A 26,009-nucleotide genomic window follows, 5' to 3' on the forward strand; every position below is an offset into this window, starting at 1 on the left:
ATCTCAGGCGTCGATATGGGATCCCAGGCGATAGCGATTCCCGGGGTGCAGCAGTTGCGCCAGGGAAACCACACCGCGGTGGGAAAAGGTGCGCCGGGTAATTTTCAGGCAGGGCTCACCGGGCGCCATGGCGAGGGCCTCGGCGACCGGCGCCTCGGGCAGCACGGCCTCCACCGTCTGGTCGGCTTCCGCCAGGGGCGCCACTGCCGACAGATAGGCGCTGGGAGTGGTCTGGCTGAAATCCTGCTGCAGGTAACCCGGCGCCAGGCTGGCGGTGACGTGACGGCTCTCCCACTGCAGCGGTAGCGCATCTTCCAGGTGCACCAGCACACTGTGATAGAGTAGCTCGCCCTCCACCAGGCCCATGTGCGCCGCCAGTTCAGGCGGCGCCGGCAGTTCGTCCAGGGCGATGACCCGGCAGCTGTGGTGATGGCCCCGCTGGCGGATTTCCTCGGCGATATTGCGAATCTGGCTGATGGAGCTCATCGGCCGCAGATCGGCGACAAAACTGCCCAGGCCCTGGGTGCGCTGCAGCAGCCCTTCGTCCGCCAGTTCCAGCAGGGCCCGCCGCGCCGTCATGCGACTGACGCCGAATTCCGCCACCAGCTGGTTTTCCGATGGCACCCGGTCGCCGGGGCGCAGCTCGGCGTGCTCTATGCGCCGCCGCAACGCTTCCTTGATGCGGGCATACTGGGGAATGGACATGTCCGCTCCATTTCGTGGCAGAACAGGGGAGAGTGTAGCTTGTCTATCCTTGTATATACAAACTAGAATGCGGAGACATCAGGAGTCTGGAGGTAGGCATGACCCAGCGCTGTGACTGGCTGATCAACAATCTGCGCCTGGCCACCCTCGCCGAGGGCGGCCAGGCCTATGGCGCGATTCAAAACGCCGCTCTGGCCCTGCACGGTGACCGCATTCTCTACGCCGGGCCGGAAAAGGACCTGCCAGACCTGGCTGCGGCACGGCAACTGGACGGCGGCGGGCGCTGGGCCACCCCCGGCCTGGTGGACTGCCATACCCACCTGGTGTTTGGCGGCAGTCGCGCCTGCGAATTCGAGCAACGCCTGCTCGGCGCGAGTTACGAGGAGATCGCCCGCTCCGGCGGCGGTATTCTGAGCACCGTACAGGCCACCCGCGCCGCAACCGAAGACGAACTGTTCGATAGCGCCCGCGCGCGCCTGCTGCGACTGATTGCAGAGGGAGTGACCACCGTTGAGATCAAGTCCGGCTACGGGCTGACCCTGGCCGACGAGACAAAGATGCTGCAGGTGGCCCGCCGCCTCGGCGAGGAACTCCCGGTGGACGTGCGCACCACCTTCCTCGGCGCCCACGCCCTGCCCCCGGAGTTTGGTACAGCAAACGACTACATCGACGCCCTGTGCGGCGACTGGCTGCCAGCCGTCGCCGGGGCGGGGCTGGCCGATGCGGTGGACGTATTCTGCGAAGGCGTGGGCTTCACGCCCGGCCAGTGCGAACGTGTGTTCCAGCGCGCCGGTGAGCTCGGGCTGCCCATCAAGGCACACGCCGAACAACTCAGCGACCTCAAGGGCGCCCGCCTGGCCGCCCGCTACGGGGCGCTCTCCGCCGATCACCTGGAGTACCTGGCCGCCGACGATGTGCCGGCCCTCGCTGCCAGCGGCACAGTGGCAGTTCTCCTCCCCGGCGCTTTCTACTATCTGCGCGAACAGCAATTGCCCCCCATCGGGACCCTGCGGCAATCCGCAGTCCCCATGGCGGTAGCGACCGACCTCAACCCGGGCACCTCGCCCATGGCGTCCCTACTGAGCGCCATGAATCAGGCCTGTGTACTGTTCCGGCTGAGCCCGGAAGAGAGCCTCCGCGGCGCCACCCACAACGGCGCCCGGGCCCTGGGCCTGCAGGATCGCGGCCAGTTGCTGGCTGGCCAGCGGGCCGACATCCTGCTGTGGGACATCGACACCCCCGCCGCCCTGAGCTACGCGCTCAACTACTACCGCCCCGGGGGGCGCTTTGTCGCCGGAGAATACTATGACGCCAGCTGATGCCACTCCCTGGCAGGGGCGTATCGACAGCGAGGACGGCGAACTGGGACTGCGCTGGCACCAGGTAGTGAGTACGGAGGTATCCGAAATACCCGGTGCCGCCCTGCTGGGCTTCGCTTCGGATCTCGGTGTCACTTTGAACAAGGGACGCCCCGGCGCCGCCGAGGGACCGCCGGCATTGCGTCGTGCGCTGGCCAACATGGCCTGGCACCATCACGTGCAGCTAATGGATGCGGGGGATGTGCCAGTCACTGGGGATCTCGCCGCCGGCCAGGCGACTTTTGCAGCGCAGCTCAGCAGCCTGCTGGAGAAGGGCCACTTTGTACTCGGCCTCGGTGGCGGCCACGAGATCGGCTGGGCCAGCTACCAGGGCTGCCGCGATTATCTGCAGCGCAGCGGCGCCGGGCAGCGACTGGGCATCATCAATTTCGACGCCCATTTCGACCTGCGGCTTCCCGCGCCCCACCCCAGTTCCGGCACACCCTTTTACCAGGTGGCAGAAGACTGCGAAACCCGCAACCAGCCCTTCGATTACTGCTGCATCGGGGTGGCGCCCACCGCCAACACCCGCGCCCTGTTCCAGCGTGCCGCGACCCTCGGTGTCCGCCACCTGCTGGACATCGACTGTCACGGCCGGGATGCCAAAACGCTGCTGCAGGAGTTTATCGCACCGCTCGATGCCCTTTACGTGACCGTCTGCCTGGATGTACTGCCCCCGGCCAGTGCCCCCGGGGTCAGCGCGCCTGCCGCGCCCGGCGTCGAACCAGCGTGGATACTGCGCCAGCTGGCACTGATCGGCGATCTGTGCCGCCACTTCCAGGTGAACTGGCTGATGGCGGACGTGGCCGAACTGTGCCCGCCGCTGGATTTCGACGCCCGTACCGCCCGCCTGGGCGCGCGGGTGCTGGATACCGCGCTAGGGGCGCGCCGGCCGGGCCAGCACTTTCAGTAACAGGCCCTCCAGCGCCGCGATCATGCGGCGCAGGTCTGCCGCTTCAGACAGGCGGTGATCGCCGCTCTTGATCAGCTGCAACTCGACATCCGGGCCGCGGATGCGATCCACCAGCTCCAGTGTCTGCCGCCAGGGCACCGAATCATCCCGCTGCCCCTGCAGCATGATCACCGGGATCTCCAGCACAATGTCCCTGCCCGCCAGAAAATGGCTGCGCGCCTCCTCAATCAGCTGGCGGCTGATCGGCCAGGGCGCCTCGTCATATTCCGAGGGCAGCAGGCAGAGGCCCTCATCGTCGAGTTGCTGACGCTGTACTGGCGTCAGGCGGTCGCGATACAGGCGGTCTGTAAAATCCGGCGCCGGGGCGATCAACATCAGGCCGCAAACCCGTTCGGGGCGAGCCAGTGCCATCAGCAGCGACAGCCAGCCACCCATGGAAGAGCCCACCAGTATCTGGGGCCCGCTGGCGACTGTATCCAGAACCGCGAGCGCATCCGCCAGCCAGGCGCCGATGGTGCCGTCGGCAAAATCGCCACTGGAGGCGCCGTGGCCGCTGTAGTCAAAGCGGGTGAACTGCCGGCCACTTCCGTCGCACCACTGAGTCAGCGCCTCGGCTTTGCAACCCTGCATATCGGAGTGAAAGCCCGGGCAAAACAATACCCCCGGAGCGCTGCCCGAACGGTGGCGGCAGGCGAGTCTGCGACCATCCGGGCCGGCAATATCAAACTGTGTTTCCTCGATCATTCAATGTTCCTTGGCCAGCGACACTTGCATCCGGGGCAGACAATGCTTGAGGCAACCTGCAACCTTGGTTAGTCTTTCGCCCCTGCCCCGGTTCGATCAAGGATCTCCCCCGAATGCGATGGCCCTCCGGCACGGGCGTCCTCATGGCGCTCGTTTGCTGCCATTTCGCCCATGCGGACGAAAAAACAACCAGCCGCCCCGCCGAATACTCGGCGGAAGTCGGTGTGGGCGTCGAGTATGACAGCAATGTCGCGGTGGACGAACTGGATGCCAGCAGCAGCGAGAGCGACTACGCCGCAACGTTCGATGCGGAAGTGTCGATGAAAAAGGCGCTCTCGGACAAGACCGACCTGGGACTGTCCTATGACTTCAACCAGAACATCTATCGCCACTTCAAGGAAGTCAATCGCCAGACCCACATCCTCGGCGCCAACCTGTCCAGGGATATCGGCGGCGCCGACATCGGCCTCACCGGCTTTTATATCAACTCTCGCCTGGACGGCAGCAGCTTCCTCCAGTTGAGCCGGCTCTCACCCACCGTATCCGGTTTTCTCGGCAAGAAATGGTTCGGTCGCGCGGCCTACGTCTACGCCGACAAGAGCCTCGCCCAGAGCCCGGAGCGGGATGCCAGCACCCAGGCCGCCGAGGCCGATCTGTATTTTTTCCGCCGCGGACTGCGCAGTTACTTCAACCTGGGCTATCGCTTTCGCGACGAGAACGCCGAGGGCGAACCCTTCGATTACCAGTCCAACGCCGTTAAACTGCGCTATATCCACCGCTTCGATCTACAGCAGCGCTCGGTAAAAATGGAGCTGGCCTGGCGCTATGAAATGCGCGACTACCAGTCGGAGACGCCGAGTATCGGCATGGAGAGGGAGGACCGGCGCCAGCGCCTGCAAGTGGATATTGAAGTGCCCGTTATGACCCGGGCAGCGCTGCAGTTCTACGCCGGCTATGGCGATTTCGAATCCAACTTTGACCCCGCCGACTACAACCAGAACATCGTCGGCAGTCGCTTTATCTACCGCTGGTGACCAGCGTCAGCGGCTGCAGCAGGCCGTAACCGTAGATCTCGTCACGCCCCGGGGCACCGAGATCCTGCACACTGCGATACAGATTCTCCAGCACATTGGTCCCGGGCTGCAGGAAGCGCAGGCGCGCCGCCGCGGTGGTGGCGAAAGGCACCGCAAAAGACGTGCCTGACGAGGTGGCATAACCGCCGCCGGCGCGGGCGTGCAACATGCCGACTCCCGGCGCAGCGATATCCAGGTAATCACCCCGGTTGGCCAGTCGGAAGGCGCGGCCCGCAGTATCCACGGCGGTCACCGCGACCACCGTTGGGTAGGCAGCCGGATACTTGGGTTTGGCCACCGGACCGCCGTTGCCGGCAGCCGCCAGAATCAGTACGCCGCGCTGTGAAGCCCGGTTCAGGGCGGTTTCCAGCAGTCGATTGGGCGGCCCCGCCAGGCTCACATTGACCACGTCGACACCCGAAGTGACCAACCAGTCCAGGGCCCGCACCAGGCTGACAGTGGAAGCGACTTCTCCGCGCTCGGCGTCCTGTTCGAAGACCCCGGCCGCATAGAGCCTCGCGTGGGGCGCCAGCCCCTGGTAATCGTCGCCGTTGGCCGCGATGATCGAGGCAATGGCGGTGCCGTGGAAGGCGGGGGTGTTGGCGTCTTCGCGCACGAAGGACTGGGACTCGATACTGGAGCGGGACAGCGCTGGATGGCTGGTGTCGACCTGGCTGTCGATCATGCCGATGCGCAGCCCCAGGTCGTCGACGTCCGCGGGGAACGGCACGGCTTTGCGCGGGGCAATACCCTCAACGGTGTGCTCAATGGGTGAGCCGGCGGTGTAAAAGTGGTTCAAATCCACGTCGGCGCGCTCGGAGCCCACTACATCCACCACCCCCTGGCGCACCTCGGAAATCTCGAAGGTGGAAGGCGCGGCGACTTCCGCCAGGCGCAGCCCCATGCCGGGCAATTCGGTCACGTTGTCGAACAGGTAGCCCTTTTTCGCCAGTTCATCGAAGGCTTCCGGCTCTGCCATCACCAGCCACTGGGCGGTCTGGATGCGATCCTCGTTCACCTCGAACTTGTTCTCGATCTCGTCCAGGATCTCGTCGATCTCGTTCTCCAGGCGATCCTCGATGGTGGTGGCAACCGCCTCCTCGACACTGCCTTCCACGCTGCTTTCGACCGACTCTTCAACCTGGTCCTCAACCTGCCGTTCCACCGCTACTTCCACGGTGCTCTCAACACCCTGCTCGACGGTGTCTTCAATGCTGTCTTCGACGCCCTCCTCTACAGTGGATTCAACACTGTCCTCGACGGCGACCTCAACGGTGTCTTCTACGCTCTCTTCAACAGCGGTTTCGACCACCTGCTCGACACTGTCCTCAACGGTATTCTCTACACCGGATTCGATGGATTCCTCGACGCCCGACTCGATCGACTCTTCCACACTGGCCTGTACGTCATCTTCGATATTGGCTTCAATTTCCTGCTCGATATTGCCCTCGACAGTTTCCTCTACGGCACCTTCGACCTGGTTGGCAACCTCTTCCTCGACTTCCTCCTCGACCTGGTCCTCAACATCTTCTTCGGTCTCGGATTCGACGTTGTCCTCAATTCCCTCCTCAATGCCCTCTTCAATTTCATCCTCGGGCACCATACAACAGGGCACCTGCGCCCAGGAAAGCTGGGCACAGCCGAAGAGAAATGCCAGGATCAGGGCATTGATTGCAGTGGTAAATTTGCGGGAGCCGGTCACGGCACTCCCCGGGGAAAATCTCAGGCCTGTTCTGCCCAGCGATACCTGTGGCATGTTGGTGTCCACTGAATTCCAAGGGAATGTATGAAGTTGACGTGTATTCGGCAGATAAATTCCCCGTTTTGGAATAAAATCCCCGCCCAACACGTCAAGGTCATAACAGGGACATTATGCCATTACTCAACAGCTCTCAGCGAGAGGCTTTGCTCGCGGAGCTGAGTGGCCTGAAGAGATTCTGCTTTTCTCTCACCGGGAGTCAAGCGGATGCGGACGACCTTCTTCAGGCCACCGTGGAAAAGGTTCTCGAGAAAGGGATGCCAGAGGACGCCCACCCAGCAAAGTGGGCGTACCGGGTGTGCAAGAACGCCTGGATCGACGAACTGCGCTCACGAGAGGTAAGGCAGCGATATCCCGAGCAGGCGGAGGAGCCGGAGAGCTCCCCCTCTGCCGAGCAGGTTGCCGGCCGCGAGCGGCAGGTGAGTGCGGTAGGTGCCGCCCTCGAACAACTGCCAGAGGAACAGCGCCTGGCGCTGACCCTGGTAGCGATAGAGGGCAAAACCTACGCCGAGGCTGCCGAGATTCTGGAGGTTCCCGTGGGAACTATCATGAGCAGAATCGCACGGGCGCGGCGGCAACTGGCAAATACCATTAGTTTGGCTGAAGACGACTGACCGGACACGTTATGACCACCCAGGATCTGGAACTGCTATCACAATACCTCGACGGCGAACTGGCCGCCGGGGAAGTCGCTCACCTGGAACAGCGGCTCGCGAAAGAGGCGCCACTGGCCGCCGAATTGCGCCGCCTCAGGCAGGCCGATGACGCCGTGAAGGCCTTTGTCGAACAAGGCGCCGCGGGGCCCGTTCCCTCACATATCGCCGAATTGCTGGCGCCGGTATCACAGTCCGCCCGTGTGATTCCCTTCCCCTCCCGCCGCGGTCGCGCGGCAGTGGGCTTTGCTATCGCCGCCTCGCTGGTTGCCGCCGTCGGGCTGGTACTGGCACCGCAGTGGCAACAGGCGGGCAACGGCCCGCAACTGCTGGCCGAGGCGCTCGAAACCACCCCCTCCAGCGCCGAGCAGTGGTCACCGCTGGCCGACGGGCGCGCCCTGCGTCCGGTGCTGAGTTTCGCCGGTGACGACGGCCGCTGGTGCCGGGAGTACCAGCTCAGTGATGCCGGGAAGCAGTGGCGGGGAGTCGCCTGTCGCGGCGAGAACGGCTGGCAAACTGAAGTCCAGGTGGGCGAACCGGCCGACCTCGACAACGGCAGCGAATACCTGCCCGCCGGCGCCGGTGATGTCGACGCCATTTCCAGCTTCATCAATCGCAACGCCACCGGCATTCCCCTCAGCGCCGCCGAAGAGGCCAGCCTGATCGACCAGGGCTGGCGCTGACACCTGCCGCCAGGGGCCGCTATCCGGCGGCTCCTCCTTCATCCTTTCCCTGCCAATGACCTGTGCTCTGCGGGACGTCGCAGTTCGGCCGCAGTCACGGCTGTCACTGCCGATACTGCGCATTCAATCTGCGCGCAATTCGATAACTTCTATTGGGAACTTCCCGCCACCAGGGATGGCAGCGTAGTGCTCAAGACTTGAGGAATGGGGCAGTCAAAAGAGGGGGAGAGTGGCAGAGCCTGCCGCCCCATGTAGACGGCAGGCTCTGGAGTCCAGGCCCGGAGGGCTAGCGGTCCCCGGTCCTGTGTCCCGTTGCCAGTTTCGCCCTTACAGCTCACTGACGGGTGCCGCAACCACTTGCGCAGTCACGGCGGGCGTTCTTGAAAGTCGAGGCAGGAGATGCCGGTCAACGCCCCCTTTCTGTTCCGGAGGTCGATACCCAATCCAACGCGGCAACCCTGCACTCAAAGCGGTTTCACTCCACTTTCATGTACTTGACGGGCTGGCGGCGGAAGTTATTCCCCATAATTTCGATTTTTTTTGTCCGGCATAACCGACTCAATTGCCTATCGGCGGAATTCACGCGAACTTGAGTGCTGCCTACAGGAGCGCCCGGCGAATGTTGTCACCCAGCGCCAGCAGGGCCTCCCGGCGCGGCATGGCCAGCAGCCCGTCGAACATCGCGCGGTTCTGCTCACCGGCCACATACACCGGGCCTTTCGCCAGGTTGTCGAGAGCTTCGCGGGCCACCTCCCGGGGGCTCATCATGCCCTCCAGAGTACTGCGGTCGATGCCCTGCTTTTCGTGGGCCTCGGTGTCGGTACTGCCCGGGCACAGGGCCAGCACGTCAATGCCGGCCGGTGACAGCTCCCCCCAGAGCCCCTCTGCCAGGCTGTTGGTAAAGGCCTTGGAGGCCGCGTATACCGAGGAGTACGGCACACCCATCAAGCCCTCCACCGAACTGGTGATGATGATACCGCCACGACCGCGAGCGCGCAGGGCGGGAATCAACCGGTGGCAGAGTTGCAGGGGGGCCTGGCAATTCAGCTGCAGCATCTCGGCCATCACCGCCGGGTCGTTGTCCTCGTGGGCACCCTTGAGGCCAAAGCCGGCGTTGCTGACCAGCAGCCCGCAATCGCGGCCCTGCAGTACCCGGGCCAGCGACTCGATACCGACAGGGTGCGCGAGATCGGCGACCAGCACCTCCACGGCTACGTCACACTCGTTGCGCAGGCGCACGGCGAGTTGCTGCAGGTGCTCACCGCGGCGCGCCACCAGCAGCAGGTCGAGGCCGCGCGCTGCCAGTTCCTCCGCAAACCCCGCGCCGATACCGGAGGAAGCCCCGGTGACCACGGCCAGCGGGCCATAGCGATCAGGAAATGCCATCGGGCACCACCTGGCCGTTGTGCCGGTCCTCAAACAGTTCGATGATCAGCGGGTCACCCTCGCGCTCCATGTAGGCCACCGCCAACCCTTCGGCAAAGCGGGTGTGCCAGATCGCGCGATAGCCCACCGCCTCGGCGGCGGCCACCTTCGGCTCCAGTTGTGCCACCTTGAAGCGCAGGTGATGCATGCCCTCGCGCCCGGCGTCCAGGAACTCCTTGTGCGGCGAACCGCCGGACACCCACTCGATAAATTCAATCTCGATGTCGCCGCTGCGGGCGAAGGCCAGTTTCAAACGGCAGGGTTCGCGCTGTCCGCGATAGTCGTATTCGTAGGCATCGTATTCGTGGTAACTGAAGGGGCCGAAAACGCTCTGGTAGCGCGCGATCGCCGCCTTGATGTCGCGGAATACAAAACCCACCTGGTCCATGGGACCGAGGTCCAGCTGAGCGCACAGTTCGTCTGTCATGATTATTCTCCTGTCGAACGGATTCGCTGAAAGTGTGGGGGCAGCTCAGTCGATACCGGCCACCAGTTCCGCCGCCGATTCCATGGCGCCCTCGATGTAACCGACCCCGCGGCAATCGCCGATACTGTGTACTTCCACGCCCTGCTCCTGCAGCTGTTCGGCCAGGCTCAGGTCGCCGGTGGCGCCCTGGGCAACGATCACCTCGTCGGCATCAATCCGGCGCTGCTGGCCGCGGTAGTTGGTGTAACTCACGCTGTGGTCGCCGATGGCGATATCCCGGGCGCGGTTCAACATGACCACGCCCTCCTCCCGCAGTTCGTGCAGCAAGCGCAGGCGACGCACCAGGTAGAGACCGGCGCCGGCGCGGCTGGCGCTGTCGATAACGGTGACCTGGCGGCCGCGATGGGCCAGGTACTCCGCCAGTTCCAGCCCCACCAGCTCCGCGCCGATGACCACAATGTTTTTGCCCAGAGGCAGCCAGGCGCGGGATACCTGACGCAGCAGCCAGGGGTGCTTGTTGGCCCCGGTGAGCGCCCCGGCGCGAGTCATCAGGCGGGTGAAGCCACTGGTCTTGCGCCGCAGGGCCGTATTCTCTTCCCCAAGCACCAATGCACGCATCTCGTCGCCACTGTAGACGAAGTCCTGCTCCTTGCCCGGGAGATCCGGCAGATCGCGTTTCGCGCCTGTCGCCACAATCACGGCGTCCACGCCCAACTGCGTCAACAGTGAGGGCGTGGCGCGGGTGTTCAGGCGCACGTCCACGGCCGACTGCTCGGTCTGGCGCCGCAGCCAGCGCAGCAAACGTTCATTGGGTTCATAGGCGATGCTGGCGAACTGCAGGGTACCGCCCAGGCGGTCGGACGCTTCCAACAGGGTCACCCGGTGCCCTTTCTCCACCAGCCGGCGCGCCGCTTCCATGCCAGCTGGACCGCCACCTACCACAGCGAAGTGGCGCGCATGGGTGGTGGCGATAAGGCTGCGGGTGAGTTCGTGGGCGGTTTCAGGATTGACGGCACACTTGACCGGCTTGAGTACGTAAATCTGGCTAACGCAGCAGTAGCAGTAGACACAGGGGCGAATATCGTCCAGTTGGCCTGCCATCACCTTGTTCGGCAAATCTGGATCCGCCAGCAGTTTGCGTCCCATGCCGAGCAGGTCAAAGTGGCCGGCGGCAATGTGCCTGTCGGCGGCGGCGGGCTCGATGCGGCCGGAAGTAATCACCGGGATGGACAGGGCCCGCTTGATGCTGCTGGCCCCGGCCACCAGCCGCTCCGGGGTATGGGGAATATTCGACTCGGAGTGGTTCACCCCCATCGAGGTGTCGTGATAGGCGCTGACCGTAACGGCATCGACGCCGGCCTGTTCCAGCATTCTGGCGGTGTCCCTGGCGTCCGCCAGGCTGATGCCTTCCGCATTGCCAAATTCGCCAGAGTCGATCTTTACCCAGACCGGGTAGTCCCTGCCCACTGCCGCGCGCACTGCGGCGACAATCTCCAGCAGGAAGCGGGCACGGTTTTCCAGGCTGCCGCCGTATTCGTCATCCCGCTGGTTGGTCAGGGGCGAGAGAAACTCGGAAATGATGTAGCCGTGACCACCGTGAATTTCCACACCATCAATACCAGCGCTCTTTGCCCTTACGGCGGCCGCGGCGAAATCCGCCACCAGCTTGTCGATATCCTCTTTGGTCATTACATGCAGGCTCGGCTCCGGCGCATCCGGGTCGAACATGGCGGCCAGCTCCGACTCCAGAAAGCCCTCGAGCATATCGCCCTGCTTGACCACCGGGTAGGAAGGCACCCACATGGGGCGTCCCTCGGCCCGGTCCTGGGCCGCCACCAGCCCGCCGTGATGCAACTGGGCCGCCAGCCTGGCACCGTGGGCATGCACGGCATCCGCCAGCTTGCGCCAGGCGGGAATATGTTCGTCGCGGGAAATCGCCGCCTGCCGGGGCTGGTTGCCGCCACTGGGCCAGCTCACCCCCACCGAACCGAGGACAATCAGGCCGGCACCGCCCTTCGCCTGGCGTTCGTGGAAGGCGTGCAGGCGCTCGCTGGGGCCGCCGTCCTCGGCGCCCAGGTTGGTGCCCATGGCGGTGACCACCATGCGGTTTTTCAGGTGCAGGCTGCCAATCCGGCAGGGGGACGAGAGGTTGGCGAGGGGCTTGCTCATACGGCGGGCTTCCGGCAGCAGAATCACTATAATTTGCCGCCCATGGTAGCCAACAAGGGGCGCCGCCGAACCCCCGCAAGGGCGCCGGTGCCGCGATTGCCATGCCCAGTTCAACTATACAATCAGCGCCTGCACAGTTGACCGGATTGACCACCCCGCCGCGCTTTGCCATCCTCAACCGCTTTCTCACCCCGATTGACTGACAAAGATCCCCGCCCATGGCCCGAAAAACCATCGACCTGCCCGCGCAGTTCCTCTACCAGACCGACTACGACGTGCTTTACACCGACGTCAACAATGCCAACCACCTGGGGGCAGACAGGGTGCTGCCCATCGCCATGGAAGCCCAACTGCGCTTCATCAAACAGATTGGTTACGAGGATGCCATCGCCTTCGAGGACGCCGGCCTCATCATGGCCCATTCGGAAGTCGCCTATCTGTCCGAGGCGGGCTACGGCGACCGCCTCAGGGTGGAACTGGGCGCCGGTGAGTTTGCCGGCAAGAGCTTCCAGTTTATCTATCGCATCAGCAACCTCACCCGCGAACAGGAAATGGCCCGGGTGGCCACCACCCTGCTGTGCTTTGACTACAAGCGCCGCTGCGTGGTCGCCGTGCCCGACGCCTTCCGCCAGCGCTGCGGCGCCTGACCCCCATTCATACCGTCAACCGGAGCATTCCATGCGCAACCTCCGCAACACCATCGCAATAACCCTGCTGGGCGCCTGCCTCTCCAACAGCCTGCCGGCACTGGCGGCCGGGCAACCTCTGGAGGCGGCCATCGCCGCCAGCGAAGACCAGGTAATCGCCTGGCGCCGCCATTTTCACCAGCACCCGGAGCTGTCCAACCGCGAGTTCGAGACAGCAAAAACCATTGCGGCGGCACTGCGCAAACTCAAGCTCGACAGTGTGGAAACCGGCGTCGCCCACACCGGCGTTGTCGGCACCCTGGTCGGCGGCAAACCCGGCCCGGTGATCGCCCTGCGCGCGGATATGGACGCCCTGCCCGTCGCGGAGCAGACCGGGCTCCCCTTCGCCTCGACCGCCAGGGGCGAATACAACGGCGCCGAGGTACCGGTCATGCACGCCTGCGGCCACGACGCCCATGTGGCCATGCTGCTGGGAGCGGCGAAGGTGCTGGCGGAGCAGCGCGAGCAACTGGCCGGTACGGTAAAATTCGTGTTCCAGCCGGCGGAGGAAGGGCCGCCCGGCGACGAGGCCGGCGGCGCCGCCCTGATGATCGCCGAGGGCCTGCTGAGCGGCAAGGACGCGCCGGAAGCCATCATCGGCCTCCACGTATGGCCTAATGACGCCGGCGAGATCACCTACCGCGCCGGCGGCTTCATGGCCGCGGCGGATAACCTGGCCATTACCGTCACCGGTCGCCAGACCCACGGCTCCTCGCCCTGGCTCGGCGTCGATCCCGTCTACACCGCCGCCCAGATCACCACCGCCCTGCAGGGCCTTCCGGGGCGCCACCTGGATGTGACCCGCGGCCCGGTGGTAGTGACGGTGGGCAGCATCCACGGCGGTGTGCGCGGCAACATCATCCCCGACACCGTCACCCTGTCCGGCACCCTGCGCACTTTCGATATGGACGTGCGCGACGACCTGCACGAAAAGCTGCGCAACACCGTGACCGCCATCGCTGCGGCCAACGGCGCCAGCGCGGAGGTCACCATCACCGAAGCGGCGCCGGTCACGGTGAACGATCCGGCCCTGCTGAAGCGCATGATGCCGACCCTGGAGCGCGCCGCCGGCGCGGCGCGGGTGCAGGAAGGGCCGGCCATTACCGGGGCCGAGGACTTCGGCTATTTCGAGCAGCACATCCCGGGACTGTTCCTCCACCTCGGGGTGGGTGACCCGGACACTCCGCGCACAGAGCGCCCGGCCAACCACTCGCCCTACTTCGATATCGAGGAAGACGCGCTGATTACCGGCGTGCGCACCCTGGTAGGCTTCGCCATGGACTACGCCGCCACCGCGGAACAATAGGCTCAGATTGGCAGGGGGATAAACACCGTCGATGCGGTGTGCACGGCGCTGGTGATCAGGCGGTCATCGGCGTCGGCCGCCACCCGCGCCAGCAGGTCCTGCAGGGCAATCAGCTTGCCAAACAGGCGTTCAAAGCTGAGATTGTCCACCACGCCCGCGTGTTCGTGGCTGATCAGGTAGGGTCGGCCATCGGGATAGCGGGTGCTTTTCAGCTTCCACACCAGCACCTCCACATTGCGGGCGCTGGTGGACAGGGCCTCGGCATTGAGCTGGTCCACCATGAAAAACTCGGGCCGAAAGTCGTAGGCCTGGCGCAGCATGCCGCCGAGCCCCGCCACCAAAGCGAAAACCCGGTCACCGCGATAGTCCGCGGCGAAGGCGAGATTCATGGCGTCGATGCCCTGCCGCCCCTGCAGCTCGGGGAAACTCAGCTTGCGTTCGTTGACTTTCAACTGGGCCAGGCGGCCCTCGATGGTCATACCGGGGATCTTTTCCAGCTCAGCGGGATTGCGCCGATACAGCTTGACGGTCAACTCCCGCACCAGGCGGCGGGTCTCGCTGATGGCCTCATCGGCCACCAGGTCGATGTCGGACTTGGCGAGATTCTTGACGTTGTAGCTACCGCAGGCGCCGAGGCCGGACAGCGCGGCCAGCAACAAGAGCCGCGCGAGAAGAGCGAGCGGTTCAGTAAACCGGTACATCCCGCTGATAGCTGTCGCTGTCCAGCGACTGCACACCAAACATCAGATCGGCGCTGGCCCGATTGCAGGCCACTGGTACGTTCCACACGCTGCACAACCGCAACAGGGCCTTCACATCCGGGTCGTGGGGTGCGGGATAGAGCGGATCCCAGAAGAACACCAGGGCATCCAGCCCGCCCTCGGAAATCAGCGCCCCGATCTGCTGATCGCCACCCAGCGGGCCGCTGTTATAGCGGTGCACTGGTTGGCCAAGCGCCTCTTCCAGCAGGCGTCCGGTAGTACCGGTGGCCACCAGACGGTGAGTCTGCAAGCGCTGGCGCTGGGAAACGGCCCAGCTGATCAGATCGTCCTTCTTGTGGTCGTGGGCCACCAGGCCAATAGTTCTGCGGGGCAATCCGGTTACCTGTCTGTGGAGGTCGATAAGGTGCCCTCATACTAAGGGCATTGTTGTGACAATAACAGGCTCCTAGACCGTGGCGCCGATTTTCCAGGGGTTGAACTCGTTGTCGCCATAGCCGAGCAGCTCACTGGCCGTGCGCTCACCGGAAGCCACCGCCAGTACCCGCTCGAAAATCTCCTCCCCCTTGCGCTGCACGTCGCTGTCGCCGCTGACGATATCGCCGCAGTTGATATCCATATCCTCGCCCATGCGATCAAACAGGCGCTGGTTGCTGGCGAGCTTCAGGCAGGGTACTGGCTTGAAACCGAAGGCGGAGCCGCGACCGGTGGTAAAGCAGATGACATTGGCGCCGGAGGCCACCTGACCGGTCACCGACACCGGGTCGTAGCCGGGGCTGTCCATAAAAGCCAGACCTTTGCGGGTCACCGGCTCGGCGTAGCGATACACACCGGTCATCGGCGTGCTGCCGCTCTTGGCCTGGGCCCCGAGTGATTTCTCCAGGATGGTAGTGAGTCCGCCCGCTTTGTTGCCGGGCGAGGGGTTGCTGTCCAGTTCCACCCCGTTGATACGAGTGTAGTCTTCCCACCAGCGAATGCGCTCCAGCAGGGCCTCGGCAATCTGCGGCGTTTGCGCACGCTGGGTCAGCAAGTGCTCGGCGCCGTAAATTTCCGGGGTCTCCGAGTAAATCACCGAGCCTCCGTGGCGGATGAGCCAGTCCCCCGCTTCACCCAGCGCCGGATTGGCAGTCAGACCGGACAGGGCATCGGAGCCGCCGCACTGTACCGCCAGCACCAGTTCGCTGGCGGGTATGGGCTCGCGCCGGCAGGCATTGGCTGCCGGCAGCATTTCCTTCAGCACCGACACACCGCGCTCGATGGCGGCGCGGGTGCCGCCCGCGTCCTGGATGGTGAAGGCGCGAAAGCGGCCGGAGTCCGCCAGCCCGCTCTCTTCCATCACCCGCTGGATTTGCAGGGTTTCACAACCCAACCCCACCAGCATGACGCCGGCAAAGTTGGGGTGGCGGGCGTAGCCCTCCAGTGTGCGGCGCAGGGTCAGGTAGCCTTCGTCGTCCCCCTGCATACCGCAACCTGAACTGTGAGCCAGGGCCACCACGCCGTCGATCCCGGGATAGTCAGCCAGCAGGGCTTCGCCCCGGGCGGCAATGCCGCGGGCCACGGTGGCGGAGCAGTTCACCGACGTCAGCACACCGAGGAAATTGCGGGTTCCGGCGCGCCCATCGGCGCGCAGATAACCCATGAAGCGGGCCTGCGCCGCCGCGGGTACCAGTGCCGGCGACACCGCGTGGCGGCAGAATCCGTAGTCCTTTTCCAGTTCCCCCATGCGACAGTTGTGCACGTGTACGTGGTCACCGGGCGCGATGTCAGCGGCGGCAAAGCCGATCACCTGGCCGTACTTGAGAATGGGCTGGCCGCCGGCAATGGCGGTAATCGCCACCTTGTGCATGGCGGGAATCGCAGCGCGACTTTCCATACTGGCACCGGCCACACCGAGCAGGGCGCCGGCGGGGATATCGTTCACCGCAATGGCAACATTGTCGGCGGCATTGATACGGATCAGGTTCATATAGATAAAGCCCCCGGAAAGGTAATATCGGCATCGGCGCAGCACGGTGTGGGGGGTATTGCGGCGCTTGCCATGGCGGAAACGATACCTTAGTATGCCACCGGTAGCAATCATACTGGCAATACACTCCTGCAGGCAGGTTACTCTCTATGTCACAGACGCTTTCCATGCACCCAGACCGACTGTTTCCCGCCGACGCGGGCACCCGTGCTGTGGCTCGCGCCCTCTACCAGAGCGTGAAGGATCTACCGATTATCAGTCCTCACGGCCACACCGACCCGTCGTGGTTCGCCGGCAACGAGCCCTTTGCCAACGCCGCCGAGTTATTCATTACCCCCGACCACTATGTATTTCGCATGCTCTACAGCCAGGGCGTCAGCATGGAATCCCTGGGGGTACCCAGCGTCGACGGCGCCGCGGTGGAAACCGATGGCCGCAAGATCTGGCAGCGCTTCGCCAATCACTATCACCTGCTGCGCGGCACTCCGTCGCGTATGTGGTTGGACAGTGTGTTCTCCGAGGTGTTCGGTTTCGAGCAGCGCCTGGACAGCAGCACCGCCGACACCTATTACGACAGCATTAACGAGCAACTGGCCACCCCCGCTTTCCGCCCACGGGCGCTGTTCGAACGCTTCAATATCGAACTGCTGGCCACCACTGAAGGCCCGCTGGATGACCTCGCCCACCACCGGGCCATCCGCGACAGCGGGTGGAGTGGCCGGGTGATTACCACTTATCGCCCCGACGCAGTCACCGACCCGGACTACGAGGGCTTTGTCGCCAACCTCGGCCAGTTCGCCGAGCTGACCGGCGAGGACACCGGCACCTGGGCGGGCTACCTCAACGCCCACCGCGTGCGTCGCGCCTTTTTCAAAACCATGGGCGCCACCGCGAGCGATCACGGCCACCCCAGCGCCACCACCGCCAATCTCTCCCCGTCGCAGGCAGAGGCCCTGTACAACACCGTGCGCAGTGGCAAACACAGTGCCGAAGAAGCGGAACTGTTCCGCGGCCAGATGCTCACCGAGATGGCCGGTATGAGCCTGGAAGACGGCCTGGTGATGCAGATTCACCCGGGCAGCTTCCGCAATCACAACGACGCCGTGTTCCAGCGCTTCGGACGCGACAAGGGTGCGGACATCCCCTCTCCCACCGGCTACGTGAAAGCCCTGAAACCCCTGCTGGACAAGTACGGCAACGAGCCGGAACTGGAAATCATCCTGTTCACCCTGGACGAAACCAGCTACAGCCGCGAACTGGCGCCCCTGGCCGGCCACTATCCCTGCCTGCGCCTGGGACCGCCCTGGTGGTTCCACGACAGCCCTGAAGGTATGCGCCGGTTTCGCCAGCAGGCCACCGAAACCGCCGGCTTCTACAACACCGCCGGCTTCAATGACGACACCCGCGCCTTCCTCTCCATCCCCGCCCGCCACGATGTTGCGCGGCGCATGGACTGCGCCTTCCTCGCGGAACTGGTGGCGGACCATCGCCTGCAGGAAGAGGAAGCGGCGGAACTGGCAGTGGATCTTGCCTACAACCTGGCCAAACAGGCCTACCGCCTGTAGAGGGTTGTCAGCATGAAGATTGAGCACATCGCCTACAACGTCAGCGACCCCGACGCCATCAGTGCCTGGTACTGCGAACACCTGGGCATGCGCGTAGCCCGGCGCATCGACGACGCCCAGAAAACCACTTTCCTCGCGGACAGTGAAGGCATGATGGTGGAAATCTACTGCAACCCGCCGGATGCAGTGCCTGACTATTCCGCCATGAGCCCCCTGCAGTTGCACCTGGCTTTTGTATCGCAGAATCCGCAGGCCGACCTGGTGCGGCTCAGCGCCGCGGGCGCCACCCTGGTGGATGACCTGCACCTGCCGGACGGCTCCAACCTGGTGATGATGAAGGACCCCTGGGGCTTTGCCCTGCAACTGTGTCGTCGCGGGCCGGCGGCCTGAGGCGAGACAAGCGGGCGCCGGGACGAGCAGTCAGCTCGCGCCCTTTTCCCTTTCCCCTACACTGGCACGCGCACTGAGAAAGCCCAACAGCTTCGCCATGTTGGCGATGTAGCGGTCAAGGGCGATGACTTCCCGCGGCTGCTGCAAATACCAGGGCGAGGTATCACTGGCATCTCCCACCCAGGTATCGGCATAGCGGGTGGTATCCCGGCCTGTTTGCAGCATTCCACTTTGGCCTGCCGGATGGGTGGTAAAGCGTTGCAACGACGGCCAGTAGCCGCGCTCATTCAGGCTCGCCAGCAAACTGATGACCTCGGCCTCCGTCAGTGGCCGATCGTCAAGCTCCCTGTCCGAACCGGGAATCCCCTCCAGCGTGCGCGCGTTGATATAGCGCTCCGGCAGCGTCAGTGCCGGCGCCTGCTGCACGCGTTGCCACAGGGTTCCCGTGGGCGCCCCGGCAGCCAGTATTGAGCGGTATTCCTCGCGCAAGGCGGCAACATCCAGGCGACCGGCGGAAGGGTAGTGCCGCACTGTTTTGCCAGGCTGATATGCGAAATAGTAGGCGCCGTTGTCGACATTGCTGCCGCGCCGGTAGATATAGAGCGGCCGGTCGCTACCGAGCTCCACTACCCGGGGGTGCGTGCGGCCGTCGCGCACGGCTGCGGCGGGCAGCGCCAGGGAATCGAGCCAGTCGAGCGCCGCGGGAATGGGTGTCAGGAAGCGCTGCTCCCCCGTGACCCTGTAAAAGGCCATCAGGGCGCGGAGGTTGTGCGCCGTCATCGCCGGGGACAGGGCCGCCGCCTCATAACTGCGCCCCGCAGCGGGCGCGCCATCCCGGTGGTACTGCAGTGCCCAGCCTGGCTGAGGATGGGGTAACTGCAGGGCCAGGTAGCTGTCCATCCCTTTCAGCGCGGCATCCCGATAGCGCTGCTGCCCGGTCAATCGCCAGGCCATCAGCAACAGGCGAATATTGCCATCGGCCACCCCGTCATTGAAGGTAATGGCATCGGCGTAGGGAATGGGCGAGTCCGCCACTGGCGGGTAGCGCTGGGGCCAGCCGCCCCCGGGAAACTGGCTGTCGAGAATAAAGGCCAGGGCCCGCTCCAGGCCTGGGCCAAACACCTCTCCTTGCTGTGGCGCCTGCGCCAGGCGCATCAATAACAGAGTGGCTTCGTGGGTACCGCCGTCGTCAAAGGTTGCGTTGCCGAGGTAGTGCTGGAACTCCTCCAGCCGCCAGGCGTGGCGCCCGACGCGCCCATACCAGTTACGCAGGGCCTGTTCCCCTGCAAAGTCGTGGACATAGTTCCAGCCACCGCTGCTGTGCTGGGCAGCCAGAATCGCCCGCCCCACTTTCTGTGCCGCGTGCAGATAATCCCCATCGTCAGTGACGTGGTAGGCATCCAGCAGCAGGTGGCCGACGCTGGCCGTACCCGGCGGCTGCACCCAGAGCATGGTCGAAGTGGCTTCCAGTTCCCCCCAGCGACGACTGAAATCCGGCAGGTAGTACCAGACAAAGCCGCCGCGATGGCTCACTTCATCGAGCATAAACCGGGTGGCCCGTTGCATGGCGGAAAGCACCTTTACCTGCAGCGCGGCCGATGCGTCAGCATCGCCCCCGCCCGCCATGCCGGGACTGCACCAGATCCATCCCGCACACAGCAACGAAATGAGGCGGCGCCGGCAGAGCATCCGTTCAGCCCGCCTCAGTCATCGAGACAGGTCGCCAGGGTCGACTCCAGTCCGTCCCGCTCGAGCTGAACAATGATCGCCGCCAGCGCCTCCGCCAGGCCCGGAACCGCCTGCAGACAGCCGTCCCAGATCAGCTCACTGTCGATGATCGCGGCAACCGCGCCGGACACTTCTCCGCTGGACTGCCAAAGCCGCTGACACTCCGCCACAGCCGCCAGATCATCGCGCACCGGTAGCACCCTGCCCTGCCACTGACCGCGGTAGAAACACAGCAGGGCCGCCAGCGACAGCAGCAGCAACGGCGGCGGGCTGCCGCGCGCGGCCAGCGCGGCCAGCAGGGAAGGCAGCAATCGGGCCCGCCACTTGGACAGGGCATTCAGGGCAATATTCTCCCAGCGGTGTTCCACATGGGGATTGTCGAATCGCTCCAGGATGGCCGCGGCGTAGCCGGCAATATCATCCCCTGACAGGTTCGGGCAGATCTCGTCATAGACCAGTCGCTCCAGGTAACGCCGCAGCAGCGGGTGCTGCATGCTGTCAAACACCGTCGGCACTTCCAGCATCAGACTGAGAGCGAACCCGGCGGTGTGGGCGCCGTTCAGGATGCGTACCTTGCGCTCGCGCCAGGGAGCCAGATTGGCGACGAACTGCAGGCCGTCGAGGCCGGCAGCGCGCGCCGGCAACAGCCGCTGCACCGATGTCGGGGCCTCAATGACCCAACTGTAGAACGCCTCCGCCTCAAGCAGTGGAGCGTCTGCCGGCAGGGTACGGCGGGCGGGGACATCGGCCGGCTCGCCGGTAACGATGCGATCCACCAGGGTATTGCAGAAATGGCAGGCCGATGCCAGCCATTCAGTAAAAGAAACGGGCAGATGCCAGTCCGCAGCATGGCGCAGCAATATTTGTTGCAGCGTCGTCGCGTTGTCCTCTATCAGTTCACAACACAGCACATTGACGCCGCGCTCAGTGGCGCCATCGAAGTGCGAAAACCGGTGATAGAGCATGGCCGTGAGCAGGGCCGGAAAGGTCTCCGGGGTGGCCTCTTCCGGCGCCAGCTGCGCGACGTAACGAATGCCTGCCTCAGTCGTATTGGAGATCACCCAGCGCCAGTCCCGGCTCGCCGCCAGATCCAGGGCCGCCGCGTAGTCCGCAAATGGGTTGATCGCCCCCTGCAGGCAGTTGACCGCCTGTACCTCGTCGACCAGTTCACCATCCCGATAGCCCCGCAGCCAGATTTCAAACTGGCCACCATGGCGGTTGAGCGGCGCCAGCGCGGCGCTGCTACCGGGGCGAGCCTTGAGGGCCACGATCCGGCCGTCAAAATCACCGCGCTCGTTCAACTGCTGCACAATCCAGTCGACAAAACCGAGCAGGAAAACACCGGTGCCAAACTGGAGGATAGTGGGCGACGAGGCCGCCATTCAGTCTTCCCCCACCGGGCGGCCGATGGTGGCGAGAATACCGCCATCCACGTAAACGATCTGGCCATTGACGAAGTCGCTGCCGCGAGAGGCAAGGAATACCGCCGTACCCTGCAAATCGTCGGGGTCGCCCCAGCGATTGGCCGGGGTGCGGTGCAGGATAAACTCGTTGAAGGGGTTGCCGGGTACACGGATCGGCGCAGTCTGGCTGGTGGCGAAGTAGCCGGGGCCAATGCCATTGACCTGGATGTTGTACCTGGCCCATTCGGTGGCCATGTTGCGGGTGAGCATTTTCAGGCCGCCCTTGGCCGCGGCGTAGGCACCGACACTGTTGCGCCCGAGTTCGCTCATCATCGAGCAGATGTTGATCACCTTGCCGCCACCGTTGTCAATCATGCGCCGCACCACCGGACGGCTCATCACGAACACGCCGGTGAGATCAGTGCGGATCACTTGTTCCCACTCGGCGAGGTCCATCTCCAGCATGGGTACGCGCTTGATGATGCCGGCATTGTTGACGAGGATATCCACAGGGCCGACTTCAGTGCTCATCTGCGCCACCGCCGCCTCCGCTTCGGTCTCGTCGGTCACGTCAAAGCGATAGCCGTGGGCATCGATGCCCGCGGCCTGCAATTCAGCCACGGCAGCGTCAATTTTCTCCTGCGAGGAATGGCCGTTTATCAGCAGTGTTGCACCGGCATCGCCGAGGCCCCGCGCCATGGCGAAGCCGAGTCCGTGGGTGCCACCGGTGACCAGCGCACGCTTGCCGGTGAGATCGAAAAGTTGGCTCATACTCCCTCCTAGCGCAGCTCGTGCGGCTGGCAGTGATCCATATCGCCGTAGTCCAGGTTCTCGCCGGCCATGCCCCAGATGAACACATAGCTGCTGGTACCGACACCGGTGTGCATCGACCAGGGCGGCGAAACCACCGCTTCCTCGTTGCCCATCCAGATATGGCGGGTTTCCTCTTTCGGACCCATGAAGTGACAGACGGCCTGATCCTCCGGCAACTCAAAATAGAAGTAGGCCTCCATCCGACGGTCGTGAATGTGGGCCGGCATGGTGTTCCAGACACTGCCCGGGTGGAACTCGGTCAGGCCCATCTGCAGTTGGCAGGTCTCCACCACGGTGTTGACCAGCAGTTTGTTGATCGTGCGCTCATTGCAGGTTTCTCCCGAGCCCAGTGTCATGGCATCCGCATCGGCCATGCCCACCTTCCGGTCGGGGTAGCTGTGATGGGCAGGCGCTGAATTAATGTAGAACTTGGCCGGTTTGCCTGAGTCGACACTGGCGAATTCCACCTGCTTGTTCCCGGCGCCCAGGTACATGGCCTCCCGGTAGCCGATCTCGTGCACCGTACCGTCCACGGTAATGGTGCCGGGGCCTCCGATATTGATCGCACCCAGTTCGCGGCGGTGCAGGAAATACTCAGCCTTCAACGGGTCGATGGTTTCCAGCGGCAAGGCACGGGTTACGGGGAACACGCCACCCACAATCAGACGCTCGTAGTGGGTGTAGGTCAGCGAGACCCTGTCCTGCTGGAACAGATTGCTGACATGGTAGTGCTTGCGCAGGGTCTCGGTATCGTAGCGCTTGTAATCATCCGGATGGGTTGCAAAACGCACGCTGTATTCAGTGGTCATAGTCTTTCTCCTGGGCGCTTGCCTGCTATTGCAGCAGTTGCGCTATTTCAAGGCTGGCGAAAACAAAGGGGCCGAGGCCCTTGGGATCATCCCTGATCACCTTTTCGCTCATGTAGTACTGGTAGCTGCCATCGCGCCCGAAGCCGAGGCCCGCCACCTGGCAATTATGGGTCAGGCTGGTGCTGCCATCGGGGTGAGGTTCAACGAACTCGCGCACCAGACCTTCGTAGGCTGTCACCGCGGCCTCGCGATAGGAAGCCGGCAGAATGCCATTGTTCACCCCCTTGGCCAGCATGTAGGTAAACATGCTGCTGGCCGACGCTTCCCGGTAGTTACCCACCGCATCGGGGCGGTCGAGTATCTGATACCAGGTGCCGCTGTCGTCCTGTACTTTCAACAGGGCATCCGCAAGTTGCCGGGTCATATCAACAAGCACCTGGCGCTGTTCCTCATGGCCGGCGGGGATGTAATCCAGCGTATCCACCAGGGCCATGGCCAGCCAGCCCAGACCACGCCCCCAGAACAAGGCCGAGCGGCCGGTGTCGGGATCGGCCCAGACCTGCTGCTTCTTTTCGTCCCAGGCATGCCAGTACAGGCCGGTTTCCGGGTCGCGCAACTGGTCGCGGCTGACCTCGAACTCCTTGATCACTTCCTCCAGGCTGGCGCCATTCTCGAATAGCTGGCTGTAGTGAGCGAGGAAGGGCATGCCCATATAGACGCCATCCAGCCACAGCTGCCAGGGATAGCGCTGCTTGTGCCAGAAGGCGCCGGCGCTGACCCGCGGATGCTCCTGCAACTGTTCGCGGAGTTGGTCGGCGGCCTTGCGGTAGCGCTCCTCGCCGGTGCGCTGGTACAAGCGCAACAGCATCTTGCCGCTGTTGATACTGTCGATGTTGTACCTGGACTTGTCGTAGCTATGCAGGCTACCGTCCTCTGCGACAAAGGAGGAGATCACCTCCTCGGCCACTGAGTTGTAGGCACTGTCGTTCAGGGCCAGGCCGACATCGTCGTAGGCTTGCATCAGCAGGCCCGTGGTGTACTCCCAGTTGGAAGGGCGCTGGCGCAGATCATCCCAGCCGCCGTAGGCCAGTTGCTTGCCGTGGCGGGCGATTTCGGAGTCGACCATTGCCTGCGCCCAGCCGCGGGCCGCGGCGGCAGTGACGGGAAACTGCTTTTGGCTGGCGCCGTAGGCGCTGGTCACCTGGACACGCGGTGCGATGGTCAGGCGCTCGGCCTCTTGCTCGAGGTAGTCGGAAAAAGCCTGCCGGTTTTTTATCCCATTTGGCTCTCCGTCCCAGGCAGAGAGAAAATAATACTCAACCCGCGTTCCTCGGGGCCTGAGAACAGCTACATGATTGGCCTCGTCCTCGGCCAGCTGTTGCAGGTCCTTGCGGTGGAACAGCACAGCCATCCCCAGCTTACCGCCATCGAGGCTCTGCTGGCCCCAGGTAGCCAGGTAGGAAAAAGCTTCACCGGTAATATCCAGATCCCCCTTGAGCACCTCGGTACCCGGATGCCTGACCAGCCCGGTCACCAGATTGTCGAGCGCTTCCGAGGATTCCAGAACCACCTTCACCAGCCGGCTACCGGCCTGCATGGTGAGCGTGCTGTGCAATTGCACAGTTTTGCCCGCCACCTGCCAGTCGCGGTAGTCGATACTGAAGGAGGACTGCAGGGCACCGTTCTCGAGAATCCTTGCCGTCCAGCCCGAGACGTCGGACACGCGTTGCACTGCGCCATCCTGCCAGTAGCCATATCCACCCATTCCCAGGGACGCTCCCACCTTGAGTACATCCAGCCCCCAGTCTGCCGGTTCGTGGTAGGACGAAAATCCGTCGAGACCAACTTTCTGCAGCACCGGCTCCGGCACCCGCTTGCCGAAGATATCGAAGCCATTGCGCTCGTCGAGGTAGACCCGGTAGCCGACCCTGTCGGACTCGATACCGGGCCCTTCATAGCGGATGAATTCAGAGTGATCGGTGTGCTCGGGAGGCGGCGTCAATTCGCTAACATTGACGAAATCACCGCCAATGTATTTGCGCCCCTGCCACTGCCCACCCTCCTTGCGGGAAATTTCCGCCTGGGTACGCTTTACGTACTTCTGCTGTGCCGCCAGAGCCGCATCGCTCACCACCCGGAATTGCTCGCGCCCGGCACCCTCGAGGTCCACCGAGACCAGCAGGCTGTCCGGCGCCTCGTCACCGTCGGTATCCAGCAACTGGCTGGGCAGTACCTGCTCACCTTGCAACGCCACCAGGGAGGACGCGGAAACACCGCTTTCTACGCCCAGTTCGGCGAAGCTCAGCACAAGGGGCTCATCTGCGCGCGCAAATTCGGAGGGGGTGGCGACATCCACTGTCGCCAGCGGGGCCGTCCCGGCGCTCGCAACCAGCGGTAGCAATGTCAGCATCAGCCATGCGGGAGTGTGTTGTTTTATGGTCACGATTGCGCTCCGGTTGCTTGATGGGTACTGGGTATACGGTGACAGTCACACTTTGTGCCACCGGTAGCAAAGCAGTGCAAAGAGTACAGGGCTGGCGGGGCGAGTTCAAGGTCTTGAGCAGACCTGCACAAGTGTTTGGCTATCATGCCCATTCTGAATAAAGTCCAATTCCATGCATCGCCACGGACTAAAAAAAACCCACAACCGTCGCCGGCTGTGGGTTCAAAGGGTTGCGGTCCGAATATCTGGGGTCCCCGCCCAACGCTTACCCC

Annotated in this window: 23 protein-coding genes; 9 read left to right on the top strand and 14 right to left on the bottom strand. The window is 63.9% G+C overall.

Going from position 1 to position 26,009, the window contains the following annotated elements; all coding sequences use genetic code 11:
- Positions 1-3 precede the first annotated feature (3 nt).
- Positions 4-705, bottom strand: a complete 702-nt coding sequence (gene hutC / locus FVW59_RS11175; protein ID WP_148064395.1) for a histidine utilization transcriptional repressor HutC — start codon at positions 703-705, stop codon at positions 4-6.
- Positions 706-803: 98 nt separating this feature from the next.
- Between hutC and hutI the strand changes: the two genes are divergently transcribed.
- Together hutI and hutG are read left to right on the top strand one after the other, a co-directional pair.
- Positions 804-2,024: an imidazolonepropionase gene (gene hutI / locus FVW59_RS11180; protein WP_148064397.1), complete on the top strand. Its 1,221-nt coding sequence runs from the start codon at positions 804-806 to the stop codon at positions 2,022-2,024.
- Entirely contained in the window at positions 2,011-2,976 is a 966-nt protein-coding gene (gene hutG / locus FVW59_RS11185) for a formimidoylglutamase (RefSeq protein ID WP_148064398.1), read from the top strand. Before hutI ends, hutG begins: the two co-directional genes overlap by 14 nt.
- On the opposite strand, the gene FVW59_RS11190 is transcribed toward hutG, so the two are convergent.
- On the bottom strand, positions 2,941-3,720 hold the full coding sequence (locus FVW59_RS11190; protein WP_148064400.1) for an alpha/beta hydrolase: 780 nt from the start codon (positions 3,718-3,720) through the stop codon (positions 2,941-2,943). The genes hutG and FVW59_RS11190 overlap by 36 nt on opposite strands.
- A gap of 113 nt (positions 3,721-3,833) precedes the next feature.
- Here FVW59_RS11190 and FVW59_RS11195 point away from each other — a divergent pair, with 113 nt between their 5' ends.
- Complete coding sequence (locus tag FVW59_RS11195) at positions 3,834-4,754, top strand: surface lipoprotein assembly modifier (protein WP_148064402.1); 921 nt, start codon at positions 3,834-3,836, stop codon at positions 4,752-4,754.
- On the opposite strand, the gene FVW59_RS11200 is transcribed toward FVW59_RS11195, so the two are convergent.
- Positions 4,738-6,495: a S8 family serine peptidase gene (locus FVW59_RS11200; protein WP_246139708.1), complete on the bottom strand. Its 1,758-nt coding sequence runs from the start codon at positions 6,493-6,495 to the stop codon at positions 4,738-4,740. The genes FVW59_RS11195 and FVW59_RS11200 overlap by 17 nt on opposite strands.
- Before the next feature lie 170 nt (positions 6,496-6,665).
- Here FVW59_RS11200 and FVW59_RS11205 point away from each other — a divergent pair, with 170 nt between their 5' ends.
- Both FVW59_RS11205 and FVW59_RS11210 read left to right on the top strand, forming a co-directional pair.
- Entirely contained in the window at positions 6,666-7,166 is a 501-nt protein-coding gene (locus tag FVW59_RS11205; protein ID WP_148064406.1) for an RNA polymerase sigma factor, read from the top strand.
- An 11-nt stretch (positions 7,167-7,177) separates the two neighbouring features.
- Positions 7,178-7,888 (top strand): anti-sigma factor family protein, encoded by a 711-nt coding sequence (locus FVW59_RS11210; RefSeq protein ID WP_148064408.1) that lies wholly within the window; start codon positions 7,178-7,180, stop codon positions 7,886-7,888.
- Positions 7,889-8,488: 600 nt separating this feature from the next.
- On the opposite strand, the gene FVW59_RS11215 is transcribed toward FVW59_RS11210, so the two are convergent.
- The 3 genes from FVW59_RS11215 to FVW59_RS11225 are packed head-to-tail and all read right to left on the bottom strand — an operon-like array spanning position 8,489 to position 11,909.
- Positions 8,489-9,274 (bottom strand): SDR family NAD(P)-dependent oxidoreductase, encoded by a 786-nt coding sequence (locus FVW59_RS11215; protein WP_148064410.1) that lies wholly within the window; start codon positions 9,272-9,274, stop codon positions 8,489-8,491.
- On the bottom strand, positions 9,261-9,740 hold the full coding sequence (locus tag FVW59_RS11220) for a VOC family protein (protein ID WP_148064412.1): 480 nt from the start codon (positions 9,738-9,740) through the stop codon (positions 9,261-9,263). The genes FVW59_RS11215 and FVW59_RS11220 overlap by 14 nt, the downstream gene beginning before the upstream one ends.
- Positions 9,741-9,785: 45 nt before the next feature.
- Positions 9,786-11,909, bottom strand: coding sequence for an oxidoreductase (locus FVW59_RS11225; protein ID WP_148064414.1), 2,124 nt, complete (start codon positions 11,907-11,909; stop codon positions 9,786-9,788).
- A 218-nt stretch (positions 11,910-12,127) separates the two neighbouring features.
- On the opposite strand from FVW59_RS11225, the gene FVW59_RS11230 reads away from it, so the two are divergent.
- Both FVW59_RS11230 and FVW59_RS11235 read left to right on the top strand, forming a co-directional pair.
- Positions 12,128-12,556: an acyl-CoA thioesterase gene (locus tag FVW59_RS11230; protein WP_148064416.1), complete on the top strand. Its 429-nt coding sequence runs from the start codon at positions 12,128-12,130 to the stop codon at positions 12,554-12,556.
- A gap of 31 nt (positions 12,557-12,587) precedes the next feature.
- A complete protein-coding gene (locus tag FVW59_RS11235; protein WP_187275851.1) occupies positions 12,588-13,901 on the top strand; it encodes an amidohydrolase in 1,314 nt (437 codons plus the stop codon).
- A 2-nt stretch (positions 13,902-13,903) separates the two neighbouring features.
- Here FVW59_RS11235 and FVW59_RS11240 read toward each other — a convergent pair whose 3' ends face one another.
- From FVW59_RS11240 to FVW59_RS11250, 3 genes are all read right to left on the bottom strand, one after another.
- Positions 13,904-14,602 (bottom strand): hypothetical protein, encoded by a 699-nt coding sequence (locus FVW59_RS11240; protein ID WP_246139709.1) that lies wholly within the window; start codon positions 14,600-14,602, stop codon positions 13,904-13,906.
- Positions 14,586-14,996, bottom strand: a complete 411-nt coding sequence (locus tag FVW59_RS11245; RefSeq protein ID WP_148064417.1) for a methylglyoxal synthase — start codon at positions 14,994-14,996, stop codon at positions 14,586-14,588. The genes FVW59_RS11240 and FVW59_RS11245 overlap by 17 nt, the downstream gene beginning before the upstream one ends.
- A gap of 72 nt (positions 14,997-15,068) precedes the next feature.
- Positions 15,069-16,586 (bottom strand): UxaA family hydrolase, encoded by a 1,518-nt coding sequence (locus FVW59_RS11250; protein WP_148064419.1) that lies wholly within the window; start codon positions 16,584-16,586, stop codon positions 15,069-15,071.
- A 167-nt stretch (positions 16,587-16,753) separates the two neighbouring features.
- On the opposite strand from FVW59_RS11250, the gene uxaC reads away from it, so the two are divergent.
- Complete coding sequence (uxaC, locus tag FVW59_RS11255; protein WP_425468401.1) at positions 16,754-18,151, top strand: glucuronate isomerase; 1,398 nt, start codon at positions 16,754-16,756, stop codon at positions 18,149-18,151.
- A 12-nt stretch (positions 18,152-18,163) separates the two neighbouring features.
- Entirely contained in the window at positions 18,164-18,541 is a 378-nt protein-coding gene (locus FVW59_RS11260) for a VOC family protein (protein ID WP_148064421.1), read from the top strand.
- 30 nt (positions 18,542-18,571) lie between these two features.
- On the opposite strand, the gene FVW59_RS11265 is transcribed toward FVW59_RS11260, so the two are convergent.
- The 5 genes from FVW59_RS11265 to FVW59_RS11285 form a co-directional block, all read right to left on the bottom strand.
- Entirely contained in the window at positions 18,572-20,107 is a 1,536-nt protein-coding gene (locus FVW59_RS11265; protein ID WP_187275852.1) for a pectate lyase, read from the bottom strand.
- Positions 20,108-20,244: 137 nt separating this feature from the next.
- The gene (locus tag FVW59_RS11270) at positions 20,245-21,651 is read right to left on the bottom strand and encodes a tagaturonate reductase (protein ID WP_148064423.1); all 1,407 of its coding nucleotides are present in this window, start codon (positions 21,649-21,651) and stop codon (positions 20,245-20,247) included.
- Positions 21,652-22,443, bottom strand: coding sequence for a gluconate 5-dehydrogenase (locus FVW59_RS11275; RefSeq protein WP_148064424.1), 792 nt, complete (start codon positions 22,441-22,443; stop codon positions 21,652-21,654).
- A gap of 8 nt (positions 22,444-22,451) precedes the next feature.
- Complete coding sequence (gene kduI / locus FVW59_RS11280) at positions 22,452-23,294, bottom strand: 5-dehydro-4-deoxy-D-glucuronate isomerase (protein WP_148064425.1); 843 nt, start codon at positions 23,292-23,294, stop codon at positions 22,452-22,454.
- A gap of 25 nt (positions 23,295-23,319) precedes the next feature.
- On the bottom strand, positions 23,320-25,737 hold the full coding sequence (locus FVW59_RS11285) for a glycoside hydrolase family 88 protein (protein ID WP_246139710.1): 2,418 nt from the start codon (positions 25,735-25,737) through the stop codon (positions 23,320-23,322).
- Positions 25,738-26,009: the final 272 nt, after the last annotated feature.

It is taken from the genome of Parahaliea aestuarii, from assembly GCF_008064635.1.
Taxonomy (GTDB): Bacteria; Pseudomonadota; Gammaproteobacteria; order Pseudomonadales; family Halieaceae; genus Parahaliea; species Parahaliea aestuarii.